7 protein-coding genes are annotated in these 12,702 nt (G+C 67.2%); 6 read left to right on the plus strand and 1 reads right to left on the minus strand.

Annotated elements, in window-relative coordinates; translation table 11 throughout:
* Positions 1–40 precede the first annotated feature (40 nt).
* The 5 genes from tagH (at position 41) to tagF (ending at position 9,026) form a co-directional block, all read left to right on the plus strand.
* A complete protein-coding gene (gene tagH / locus GJ700_RS07325) occupies positions 41–1,921 on the plus strand; it encodes a type VI secretion system-associated FHA domain protein TagH (RefSeq protein ID WP_154372150.1) in 1,881 nt (626 codons plus the stop codon).
* Positions 1,922–1,945: 24 nt separating this feature from the next.
* Complete coding sequence (gene tssK / locus GJ700_RS07330) at positions 1,946–3,277, plus strand: type VI secretion system baseplate subunit TssK (protein ID WP_154372152.1); 1,332 nt, start codon at positions 1,946–1,948, stop codon at positions 3,275–3,277.
* Positions 3,278–3,454: 177 nt separating this feature from the next.
* The gene (icmH, locus tag GJ700_RS07335; protein WP_371867886.1) at positions 3,455–4,774 is read left to right on the plus strand and encodes a type IVB secretion system protein IcmH/DotU; all 1,320 of its coding nucleotides are present in this window, start codon (positions 3,455–3,457) and stop codon (positions 4,772–4,774) included.
* Positions 4,771–8,346, plus strand: a complete 3,576-nt coding sequence (tssM, locus tag GJ700_RS07340) for a type VI secretion system membrane subunit TssM (RefSeq protein ID WP_154372154.1) — start codon at positions 4,771–4,773, stop codon at positions 8,344–8,346. The genes icmH and tssM overlap by 4 nt, the downstream gene beginning before the upstream one ends.
* Positions 8,346–9,026 (plus strand): type VI secretion system-associated protein TagF, encoded by a 681-nt coding sequence (gene tagF / locus GJ700_RS07345; protein ID WP_154372156.1) that lies wholly within the window; start codon positions 8,346–8,348, stop codon positions 9,024–9,026. Before tssM ends, tagF begins: the two co-directional genes overlap by 1 nt.
* A 13-nt stretch (positions 9,027–9,039) precedes the next feature.
* On the opposite strand, the gene GJ700_RS07350 is transcribed toward tagF, so the two are convergent.
* Positions 9,040–9,909: a PP2C family protein-serine/threonine phosphatase gene (locus GJ700_RS07350; RefSeq protein ID WP_229506861.1), complete on the minus strand. Its 870-nt coding sequence runs from the start codon at positions 9,907–9,909 to the stop codon at positions 9,040–9,042.
* Between the two features lie 82 nt (positions 9,910–9,991).
* On the opposite strand from GJ700_RS07350, the gene GJ700_RS07355 reads away from it, so the two are divergent.
* Positions 9,992–12,685, plus strand: coding sequence for a protein kinase domain-containing protein (locus GJ700_RS07355; RefSeq protein WP_154372158.1), 2,694 nt, complete (start codon positions 9,992–9,994; stop codon positions 12,683–12,685).
* Positions 12,686–12,702 lie beyond the last annotated feature (17 nt).

Below are 12,702 nucleotides of genomic sequence, written 5' to 3' on the forward strand. Positions count from 1 at the left end.
CGCCTTTATAATTGCCGCTGCGACTAACAGAATAGAACCAATGTCTTTAACCCTGCGAGTGCAGACCTACCGAAAACAGGCGCCCGCCGCGCCGGTCGAGCGCCGTTTCGACCAGCTGGGCGGGACCATCGGCCGTGCGGCCGGCAATGACCTGGAATTGCCCGATCCGGGCAAATACATTTCGCGCAACCACAGCAAGATCGATTTTGCCGACGGCCGCTATACGCTGATGGACCTGGGCGCGAATCCCAGCTGGATCAACGACCGTCCAGTCGGCGCCGGCAAGGTGGCCAGCCTGGAACACGGCGACCGCCTGATGATCGGCGATTACGTGCTGGAAGTGCTGGTGGAACAGCCGTCCGGCCTCGCGCCGCCCGTGTTCAGTACGGAAACGTCCGAAGCATTGCCATTCCAGGCGCAACCGGTTGCGCCGGGCGGGTCCGCGCCACCCCAGTTCGAGCCGGTGGCCGATACCCTGGCCGGCATGAAAGTGCTGGACGTGGCGGGCCATTTCGATGGCCTGGCCGCGCCGTCGGCCAACGACCCGCTGGGCCTGGGCCGGCAGGGCGAGGCGCAGGTGCCGACGCCGCAGCAGATCGCCGCTTATCGAGGTTCGGAAGCGGACCACGCGGCGCCGCAATTCATGCCGATGCACGGTGGATTGCTGCCGGGGCAGCAGCCCGCGATCGCCACGCCGGAGGGAGTGCCGGCGCAGCCTTATGTCCCGCCGCCGCAACCACCGCAGCAAGCGCAAGGCTGGCCGGCGCCATTCCAGGCAACGGGCCAGGCGCCCGCCGCACAGGCATGGCCTGCGGCATTCCCGGCGGCCGGTTCGCCGCAACCGTCGCCGCTGGCGCCTTCGCCCTACGCGCCGGAACCGACGGTCCTGGTGATGCGCACGCCAACCGCCGCGCCGACCGCGCCGCCGCCACCGGCGGTCTTCATTCCCGACGATTACGATCCGCTGGCGGATTTGATGGCGCCGCGCGCCCCGTCCGCCGTGCAGGCCGCCGGCGCTGCGCCGGTTGCGGTGCAAGCCGGCTGGCCGGCGCCGCAGGCGGCCATGCACACCATGCCGGGTATTCCCGGTATGTCGGCGCAGCCGGTGCCGCCGCAGGCCCACGTGCAGCATCACATACAGCAACCACAGTCCATGCCGGGCTGGCCTGCCGCGTCCGGTGCGGGTCCGCACGGCGCATGGCCGGAATCCGCGCCGCAGCAACCGGCGGCCCAGCCGGGCTGGCCTCAGCCGGGACACGGCATTGCGCCACCGCCGTATCCGGGCGGCGCGGCTTACCCGTATCCGCCGCAGCCGGCAATGCAGGGAGGGCAGGGTGATGCCGTGCTGCAGGCGCTGTTGCGCGGCATGGGCTTGTCGGCGTTGCAACTGAACCGCAGTCCCGTGGAAACAGCGGAACTGGCGGGCGCCATGCTGCGCGAAGCCGTTTCCGGCACCATGGCGGTGCTGATGGCGCGCGCCATGACCAAGCGCGAAAGCCGGCTGGACATGACGGTGCTGGGGGCGCAGGCGAACAACCCGCTGAAATTCTTCCCGGACGCGGAAAGCGCGCTGGCGCAAATGCTGACCAACGCCATGAGCGGCTACATGCCGCCCGTGAAAGCCATCGGCAGCGCCTACGACGACTTGAAGGCGCACGAACTGGCCGTGATTGCCGGCATGCGCGCCGCGCTGAAAGGCGTGATGGTGCGCTTCGACCCGGCGCAGATCGAGGCGCAGGAGCCGGAAGGCGTGATGGACAAGATGATGACCACGGCGCGCAAGGCCCGTATGTGGGACAGCATGTGCGCGCTGTACGACGATATCGTGCGCGAAGCGGACGACGATTTCCAGCACCTGTTCGGCGAAAAATTCTCGGCGGCCTACGAAGACCAGATCGGCCGCCTGCACCGTAATCCGTGAACAGAGATGAATTGAGAAAACCCTATGTCGTGGAACCGTAAAGTAATCTGGTCTGAAGGCATGCTGCTGCAGCCGCAGCACTTGCAGCAGCACGACCGCTACCTGCAAACCCAGCTGGAAAGCCGTGTCGGCCGCCTGCGCCCCTATGCGTGGGGTTTTTCATCGCTGAAGATCGACGAACAGCAACTGGCGCTGGGCCGCCTGGCGATCCTGTCGTGCAGCGGCGTGCTGCCGGACGGCACGCCGTTCTCGCTGCCGCAGGACGATGATTTGCCGCTGCCGTTCGACATCCCGGAAGATGCGCGCAATGCGCTGGTGGTGCTGGCGCTGCCGCTGCGCCGCCCCGGGGTTCCGGAAACCAATGACAGCCCGGCCGCCGACAATTATGCGCGGCACGGCGCGGTCGACCATGAAGCGTGGGACAGCAACGGCCTCGATAACAGTGCGCTGATGCAGGTCGGGCGCATGCGCGTAAAACTGGCGCTGGAAACCGACGTGGCCAACGCCTATGCCTGCATCGGCGTGGCGCGTGTGATCGAGCGCCGCCCGGACAACCGCGTGGTGCTCGACACCGAATACTGCCCGCCATGCCTGGATTTCCGCGTCGCGCACCGGCTGGGCAGCTTTGCCGACGAAGTGGTGGGATTGCTGCACCAGCGCGGCGACGCGCTGGGTAACCGGCTGTCGCAACCCGGTTCGGCCGGCGCGGCGGAAATCGCCGACTTCCTGCTGCTGCAAGTGATCAACCGCGCGGAACCGCTGTTCGGCCACCTGGCCACGATGACGGGCCTGCATCCCGAAGAGTATTACCGCGCCGCCGTGCAATTGGCGGGGGAACTGGCCACGTTTTCGCCCGGGACCAAGCGCGCCGTCCAGTATCCGGTGTACCGGCATGAACAGTTGCGCGAAACCTTCCTGCCCGTGATGGAAGACTTGCGCCAGGCGCTGTCGATGGTGATGGATACGCACGCCGTGCCGATCCCGCTGGAAGAACGCCAGTTCGGCATCCGCGTGGCGGTCATGCGCGACCCGGAACTGGTGAAATCCGCGTCCTTCATCCTGATGGTCAATGCGCACATGCCGCCGGAAGCCGTGCGCACCAGCTTCCCGCGCCAGGTCAAGATCGGGTCAGTGGAAAAGATCCGCGACCTCGTCAACCTGCAATTGCCGGGTATCGCGCTGCGTCCATTGCCGGTGGCGCCGCGCCAGTTGCCGTTCCACGCGGGCTTTGTCTACTTTGAACTGGACCGCAACAGCGAATACTGGCAACAGCTGACGAGTTCCGCTGGCTTTGCCATGCACGTGGCGGGCGAATTCCCCGGGCTGCAAATGGAGTTCTGGGCCATCCGGAAATAAGCAATGAGCCAGGAAGACTTGCCCGCGCCGCAGCCCGACACGGAGCGGACCATCCTCGTGCCCCGTCCCGGCGGCGGGCGCCGCGCCGCGCCGGGCGCCGTGCCCGGCGTTCCGGGCAATGCCGCGCCGGCGCCGGCATGGGGCGCCGGCCCGCAAGGCGATTCCGCACCGGCTGCCATGGCAGGGGAAGGCGCCGGCGGAGCGCCATTCGCTGCAACACCGGCCGCCAAGCCCGCGCCCTATGCCGCCCCTGCGGGACAGGATGGTGTCGCGGCAGCCAATTACGACGCCGTGCTGGCGCCGCTGGCGGCCGGCCCGCGCGCCCACATGAATGGCGTCAATCCGCTGGTGGGCGCCGCCAATCCGCTGCTGGACCTGGTGGTGCCGCTGCGCGTGATGGCCACGCATCCGAACATCGAAGGCTTACGCAGCCAGCTGGTGTCCGCCATCAAGAAATTCGAAACCGACGCGAAGGCGGCCGGTTGTGCGCAGGAAGCCATTGCCGTGGCCCGCTATTCGCTGTGCACCTTCCTTGACGAAACGATTTCCAGCACGCCCTGGGGCGGCAGTGGCGCGTGGGCCAGCCGCTCGTTGCTGGTGGCCTTCCACAATGAAGCCTTCGGCGGCGAAAAATTCTTTGTCATCCTGCAGCGCCTGTGCCAGCAACCGTCCGTCAACCTGCATGTGCTGGAGCTGATGTACATCTGCCTGGCGCTGGGACTGGAGGGACGCTACCGTGTGTTGGACGGCGGCCGTGGCCAGCTGGATTTGCTGCGCGAACGCTTGCAGCAACTGATCCAGAAGGAGCGGGGGCAGACCGAGCCCGCGCTGTCGCTGCGCTGGCGCGGTACCAATGAAAAGCGCCCGGGCTTGCTGCGGCTGGTGCCGCTGTGGGTGATCGCCGCCGTGGCGGGCATCGTGCTGCTGGCCATTCACCTGGGCTTTTCCTTTTTGCTGAACCGCCAGTCCGACCCCGTCTATGCGGCGCTGCAGCGCATCCGGCTGGTGGCGCCCAATCCTGACTTGCCGGCGCCGGTCGCCAATCCGCCCGTGCGGGTGGCGAAATTCCTGGCGCCGGAAATCGAACGGGGCCTGGTCAGCGTGACGGAAACGCCGGATCGCTCCACCATCGTGCTGCATGGCGACGGCGTGTTCCGTTCCGGCAGCGCCGAGGTGGAAACCGCCTACGAAGGGCTGCTGAACCGCATCGGCGAAGCGCTGCGTCCCGTGCCGGGCAAGGTCATCGTGATCGGCCACACGGATGACGTGCCGAGCACGTCGGCCCGCTATCCGTCCAATTGGGCCCTGTCGAAAGGCCGCGCCGCCCAGGTGGTGCGCATGCTGGAGCGTCAGGCGGGACCGCCATCGCGCTACAGCGTCGAAGGGCGGGGCGAGACGGAGCCGCTGGTGCCGAATGACAGTCCGGCCAACCGCGCGCGCAACCGGCGCGTGGTCATCATTGTCTTAACTCCCGCACCCGGTCCGGCGTCCAAATGATCAAGCGTTTCTTTACCTGGCTGTTCAAACCGCCCGTGCTGGCGTTCATCGGCGTGTTCCTGCTGTCGCTGATCGTCTGGTTCGAAGCGCCGCTGCTGGCCTTCGACGGCGCCGAACCGTTCGCCTCCAGCACGGTGCGCTGGTGGATCATCGGCCTGCTGTTTGCCGCCTGGGCCCTGTGGTTCGGCTGGAAGATGGTGGCCGTGCGCCTGAAGGAGCGCCGCCTCGTGAAAAGCGTGGCCGGTCCCGAGCAGCCCGCGCCCGTGCCCGGCCAACGCGAATCGGCCGCCGAAGTGGCGTTGCTGGCCAAGCGCCTGCACGACGCGCTGGCCGTGCTGCGCAAGGCCGGCAAGGGCGGCCTGTGGGGTTCGGGCAATCTGTACCAGCTGCCGTGGTACATGTTCGTCGGCGCGCCGGGCAGCGGCAAGACCACGGCGCTGGTGCACTCCGGCCTGAAATTCCCGCTGGCCGAGACGCACGGCAAGGGCGCCATCGGCGGCGTGGGCGGCACCCGCAATTGCGACTGGTGGTTTACCGACGAAGCAGTGCTGATCGATACGGCCGGCCGCTACACCACGCAAGACAGTTATTCGGAAGTGGACAAGGCGGCATGGGCCGGCTTCCTGCAATTGCTGCGCAAGCACCGCTCGCGCCGGCCCATCAACGGCGTCATCGTGGCGCTGTCGGTGGCGGACCTGTTGCAGCAGGGCGAAGCGGCGCGCCGCGCGCAGGCGCTGGCGATCCGGGGCCGCATCCAGGAATTGCACGAACAGCTGGGCATCCGTTTCCCCGTGTACGTGATCGTCACCAAGTGTGACTTGCTGGCCGGTTTCGTCGAATTCTTCGACAACCTGGGCCGCGACGAACGCACGCAGGTGTGGGGCGTGACGTTCCCGCTGGGGACGATGGAACAGCCGGACGCCGTGCTGAAAGCGTTCCCGGCCGAATTCGACGCGCTGCACGCGCAACTGGAAGCGCGGCTGTTCGACCGCATGCAGCAGGAACGCGATATCCAGCGCCGCGCGCTGATGTACAACTTCCCCCAGCAATTTGCCGCCATCGGCGATTTGCTGGAAACGTTCATCACCGACGTGTTCGAATCGACCACGTATGAACAGCCGGCGCTGGTACGGGGTGTGTATTTCACCAGCGGCACGCAGGAAGGCAGTCCGATCGACCGCGTGATGGCCACGCTGGCCGCCAGTTTCGGTCTGGACCGCCGCGTGCTGCCGGCCAACGCGTTTGGCGGGCGCAGTTACTTCATCACGCGCCTGTTGCGTGAAGTGATCTTCCAGGAAAAAGAACTGGCGGGCGCCAACCTGAAGCTGGAACGCAACCGCCGCCTGCTGCAATGGGGCGCGATGGTGGCGACGGCCGTGGTGGTGGTAGTGGTGACGGGCGCGCTGGTGGGCAGCTATGCGGGCAACCGCATCTACGTCGATGACGTGGCGGCGCGCACGCGCGAAGCGGACAGGCTGGCGCGCGCCTTGCCGAAAGACCCGTCGCCGCTGGCGGCGCTGCCGCTGCTGAATAGCTTGCGCGACATCCCGGCCGGCTGGATCGAGCGCGATGCGGACGTGCCATGGTCGATGGGGCTGGGCCTGTACCAGGGCGGCAAGCTGGGCGAAGGCGCCATCGGCGCCTACCAGCGTGTGCTGCGCGAAGCGCTGATGCCGCGCATCCTGGACCAGATGGAAACCCAGCTGCGGCGCGGTACAGCCAACAATGCCGAATACCTGTATGAATTGCTGCGCGTGTACCTGATGCTGGGCGACCGCAGCCACCTGGACCCGGAAGCGGTGCGGGCCTGGCTCGATTACGACTGGGCGCGCAACCTGCCCGACGCCGACGAGGGGCAGCGGCGCGACTTGTCCGGCCACGTGGCCGCCATGCTGGACCCGTCGTACGACGGCGGCCCGCCGCCGCAGCTGGACGTGGCGCTGGTGTCGAAAGTGCGGCTGGCGCTGGCGTCCATGCCGATGGGGGAACGGGTCTACACCCGCCTGCGGCGCGACCTGACACGTTCCGGGCTGGCCGATTTCGACGTCGCGGCCAGCGCGGGGCGCGACGCTGCCGTGGTGCTGACGCGCCAGAGCGGCCAGCCGCTGACGCGCGGCATCCCGGGCGCCTTCACCCTGGCGGGTTTCCAGGCGTTCAATGACCGCATCGACGCGGCCATCGCGGACGTCGTCAAGGATAATTGGGTGCTGGACAAGCGCGAAGCCGTGACGGGACCGTCCGATGCCGCGCAAGTGAAAGCCTCCGTGCAGCAAATGTATTACGAGGAATACATCCGCCAGTGGGACGCGCTGCTGGCCGACGTTACCCTGGTGCCGTTCACCACGCTGGACCAGGCCGCCCGCATTTTGAACAGCGTGGCAAGCCAGGATTCGCCATTGCGCAAGTTCCTGCAGGCCGCGGCGAAGCAGACCCGCCTCGACAAGGTGAAGACCGGCATTTCCGCCGTTGACGCGGCGGCCGGCAAGGTCAAGCAACTGGGCGACGCGGCCCGCAAGCGGCTGGAATCCGCGCTGGGGTCGGGCACGGAAGAAGTGCTGCCGGCCGAAGCGCCGCCATCGAACCCGGTCGACCTGCATTTCGCGCCGCTGCACCGTATGGTGGAAGCGGGCGGCGGCAGCCCCGGCGCGCCGGCCACGGGACCGTCGGGGCTGGACGGCTTGCTGCTGAAATTGAAGGACGTCGCGCTCTACCTGGATGCCGCCAATGCGGCCCGCGCGGCGGGCCAGCCGGCGCCGCCGTCCGATGCGCTGGCGCGCCTGAAACGGGAAGCGGACGGCTTGCCGGTGCCGCTGGCCAACCTGGTGCGCGCCGTCGATACGGCCGGCGCCGGCCTGACCCTGGGCACGGAGCGCGACCGCCTCGACGCGTTGTGGAAGACGGGGCCGGCGCTGTTCTGCCGCGCCGCCATTGCCGGCCGCTATCCGCTGGTGCGCAAGGCCGCGCTGGAATCCACGCCGGACGATTTCGGCCGTTTCTTCGGGCCCGGCGGCCTGGCCGACGAATTTTTCCAGAAGCACCTGGCCAATTACGTCGACACCAGCGGTGCGCAATGGCGCTGGCGCACCGTCAACAACGTGGCGCTGGGCATGAGCCAGGAAACCCTCAACGAATTCCAGCGCGCCGCGCTGGTGCGCGATAAATTCTTCGGCAGCGGTGGCAAGCAGGCTTCCGTGCGCTTCGACCTGAAGCCGGTGGCGGCCGATCCCGCGCTGACCAAAGTGGTGCTCGATATCGAAGGCCAGCAGGTGGTGTATGCGCCCAAGGCGCCGTTGCTGGCTTCGCCCGTGCAAGTCCCGGGCGGCAAGGGCGCCAGCGTGGTGCGCTTCGACGTGTCGCCCGCCACGCCGGCCGAGTTGCGCACGGAAGGGCCGTGGGCGTGGTTCCGCATGCTGGACAAGGGCATGCTGGAAGGAACCGCGCAGGGGGAACGCTACCGTTTGACGTTCGACCTCGATGGCCGCCGCATGGTGTACGAATTGACGGCGTCCAGCGTCAACAATCCGTTCCGCCGCGACGGTCTGGACCAGTTCCGCTGCCTGGAGTCGCTGTAATGGAAGAACCGGAACTGGCGCCGGGCTTTTTCGGCAAATTCCCCAGCCATGGCGACTTCGTGTCGCGCCGCCTGCCGCAAGGCATGCTGGCGGTATGGGATGGCTGGCTGCAGGCTTCAATGCAGGCCAGCCGTGGCGTGCTGGGCCCGCGCTGGCTCGATACCTACCTGACCAGCCCGATCTGGCGTTTCGCGCTGGCGCCCGGCGTCTGCGACAGCAATGCGTGGGCCGGCGTGCTGATGCCCAGTGTCGACCGCGTCGGGCGGCATTTCCCGCTGACGTTGGCCGCCGGCGCACCCGGCGGGGCGGCCGTGCTGGACTGGGTCGCCAATGGCGGCGCGTGGTTTGCGCAGCTGGAGGCGCTGGCGCTGTCGTCGCTGGAACACCATTTCGCCATCGACAGCTTCGACCAGCAATTGCAGGCGATGGCGCCGCTCAGCGATGCGCCGCTGGCGGGGATATCGGGGCCGGCCGGCGCCCGCCTGCCGCTGGACAATGTGGATGGCGCGGCCGCCATGGCGCCGCATATCGCGGCGGCCGCGCTGCGGGGCCAGAGTGTGTGGTGGACCGACGGCTCCGCCCACGTCGAGCCGGGCATGCTGATGTGCCGGGGCTTGCCGGCGCCAGCCGCCTTTGGGGCGATGTTGGCGGGGAACTGGAAAGAAGCGGGCTGGGGCTGAGCCCCGGCGATATTCAATCGTTGCAGCGCACCAGCACGGCCGTGATGTTATCCCGGCTGCCGTCCCGTTTTGCCATTGCCACCAGTTCGGCGCAGCATTGCGGCAAATTGTCCCTGCTGGCGAGCGACAGGATGTTGGCGATGGATTCCGGCGTGGAATTGCCATACAAGCCGTCGCTGCACAGCAAATACACGTCGCCGGGCGCCATGGCCTGCGTCTGCAAATCCGGTTTGACGCCCGGCGCCGGGCCCAGCGCCTGCAGCAGCAGGTTACGGGCCGGCAGCGGTTCGCGCATGCCCGCTTCCAGCGCCTGCTGGTACAAGGTCTGGTCGCGCGTCAGCTGGGTCAGGCGGCCGTGGCGGAAACAATACAGGCGGCTGTCGCCCACGTGGAAAATAAACACGGGGCCGTGCGGCGCCACCTGCCACATGCCGGTCAAGGTCGTGCCCATGCCGGCGCCATCGGCCTGGTTGTTGGCGCGGTTGGTCTGGTACATGCGGTCGTTGGCGAATTCCACCGCGTCGTGCAAGGTGATCATGGCGCGCATGGTGGCGTCGGTCCACGTGGCGTCCGGGTCGGCCTGGACGGGATCGAAGGCGCTGGCATGGAATGCGGGGACGGTGGCGTCCGACGGTGCCGGCGGCGCTTCCGATTGCGCCGCCTGGATAAAGCTGTGCAGCAGCGTGATGGCGTCGGCGCTGGCGATTTCGCCCGCTTCGTGACCGCCCATGCCGTCGGCGACGACGACAAGACCCATGTCGGGCGCAATGAAGAAATTATCCTGGTTGGCGTCGCGTACCGTGCCCACATCCGTCAGGCCATAGGCGACGCCCATGTCAAGGTAGTGCAGCGTCGACGGGGATAATTGCTTCCAGTTGCCCAAGGTGTCTCCTGTCATTGAAAATATCACAAAGCCCAGAACCGCATGCTAGCATGCGCAGTGACGCAATGGGAGAACTGGCTGCATGGAAGAGAAGCAACAACAGACTGGCACGGACGGCGCTGCGGAAGCGCAGGGTGCGGGCGAATCGGGTGACATGGCCGGGCGCAATGCGGCGGCCGAGGCCCGCGCCGCCATCCTGGCGCGCCGCGTGGCCGCGCTGGAAGCCGTGGTGGCGGTCGAGCGGCGCATGCGCGACGTGCAGGAAATGACGGCGCGCGCCGCGACGGACCAGTTGGCGGCGCGCGACGGCCAGGCTGACATCACCGTGCCGCGCCACCATGTGCGTCCTGTTGACGACGATGCGACGATTCCCGTTCCCCATTACCGCCCGGATGGCGCGGCGCCGCGCGCGCCAGAACCGCAGGAGCAGCCGACGCAGGCGCTGACCCAGCCACTAAGCCAGCCCGTTCACCGCGAAGCAACGTCGTATACGCAGCCATCCGGCCCGTTGACGGGCCACAGCCGCCCGCAGCCGATGCCCGGCGCGTTGCCGGGCCGGATGGCGGTGCCGCCGCTGCCGGCCATCCACAACCGCTCGTTCCAGCCCGGCACGCCCAGCCCGCTGGCGCTGGCGCCCGGCTTCGAACTGTTTGAATACCGCATCGACGCGGTGCTGGGGCAGGGCGGATTCGGCATCACGTACCTGGCCACCGACATCAACCTGAACGTCAAGGTCGCGATCAAGGAATACCTGCCGGCGGAATTCGCCACCCGCGCCAGCGACAAATCCGTGTCGCCCCGCTGGCCGGAAGATAACGACTTCTACATGAACGGCCTGGAATGCTTCCTGGTCGAAGCGCGCACCCTGGCCACGTTCCGTCATTCGAACATCGTGCGCGTGGCGCGCTTTTTCGAAGCGCACCGCACCGCATACATGGTGCTGGAATATGAACGGGGCGAGGCGCTGAAACAGTGGTGGGACGGCCACAAGAACATGCCGGAGCAGCAATTGCTGTCGCTGGTCCAGCCGCTGATGGATGGCCTGTCGCTGATCCATGACGCGGGCTTCCTGCACCGCGACATCAAGCCGGACAATATTTACGTGCGCAAGGAAGACGGCAGCTGGGTGCTGCTGGATTTCGGCGCGGCGCGCCAGACGGTGGGCGGCATGCAAGCCATGGCCGACGTCGTGACGCCGGGCTATGCGCCGCTGGAACAATACCAGGGCGGCGCGCAAGGGCCGTGGACCGATATTTACGCGCTGGGCGCCACGCTGTACTGGATGATCACGGGCGCCAAGCCGGCGCCCGCGCCGGAACGCGACAATGGCATGGCGGAGTACGTGCCGGCGCTGACGGCGGGCAAGGGCCGCTACAGCGATGAATTCCTGGGCGCCGTGGACTGGGCGCTGGCAGTGCGGCCGGAAGAGCGGCCGCAAAGCATCGCGGAATTTTCGCAGCGGCTGTTCGCGTCGCACGCCGGATCGCTGGGCTTGCAGGAAGCCCTGCGCGCCAGCGAGCAGGAAGGCAAGCGCAAGGTCAAGCAGGGCGTGCGCCGGCTGGGCAAGGCGCTTTGGCGTCCCGCGTCGTGGCCGCTGGCGGTCAAGATGACGATCGCGATGGTGCTGGCGGCGCTGCTGCCGATGACGATCACCGCGTATTACAACTTGAACGGCAGCGTGTCGGCGGTCTCCTCCAGCGAATTGCGCAACCTGGAAAGCCTGGCGCAAGCCACGGCGGGACGGATTTCGCAGCTGATTTCCGACAGCCGCTACCTGGCCAATTACCTGGCCACGGACCGCGATTTCATCGATTACCTGCGGGCGCCGACGGAAGCGAAAAAGGCCGTTGTCAGCGACAAGCTGGCCAACCTGATCAAGACCAATCCCGATGCGCACCTGATGTTCCTGATGGATAAGGAAGGGACGGCGCTGGTATCGAGCGAACCGGGCGTGGCGGGCGTGAATTTCAAGTTCCGGCAGTACTTCCAGGAAGCCATGAAGGGGCAGCCTTTCATGACGGGGGTGATCATCGGTTCCACGGCCGGCAAGCCGGGCGTGTATTACGCCAATCCGGTGTTCGACGACCTGGGCAAGGTGATCGGCGTGGTGGTGTTGCGCATCAAGGGCGCGACGATTTCCTCGATCCTGACCGACGTCAGCGCCGGCAGTACGCGCGTGCCGTTCATGATCGATGGCGACGGCATCATCGTCCACCATCCGGACCAGAACCAGCTCTATCGCAGCCTGGCGCCGCTGCCGAAGGCCACGTTGCAGAAAATCGTCGCGGACCAGCGATTCCGCCGCCACCGCATCGAAAGCGTGGACATGCCGGACCTGGCGCAGGTGCTGATCGGGGCGAAAAAGACCGGCAATATCAGCTATCACTCGACGCTGTCCGGCGTCGACGAACACGCCGGCTACGCGCCGGTGCAGGGCCACAACTGGGTGGTGGGCGTGACGGAATCGCGCACGCGCTTCGAGGAACCGTTGAAGCGCCTGTTCAGCCACGTGCTGTACAGCGTGGCGCTGGTCGGGCTGGTGTTCCTGATCCTGGCCGCCATGTTCGCCCGCAGCATCACGCGCCCCGTGGTGCGCCTGACGGAAGCGGCCAATGCGCTGAAGGACGGTGACTTCGACCGCGCCAATATCCAGGTCACCAGCACCGATGAAATCGGCCGCCTGGCGCGCACGTTCAACGTGATGATCGACGTGTTGCGCCAGCGCGAACGGGAGCGGCAGCGGGGCAAGCTGGGACACCAGCGCGATGAGGGGTGATGAGCGGGTGTGAGTTT

Source organism: Pseudoduganella rivuli (assembly GCF_009674485.1).
Lineage (GTDB): Bacteria > Pseudomonadota > Gammaproteobacteria > Burkholderiales > Burkholderiaceae_D > Rugamonas > Rugamonas rivuli_B.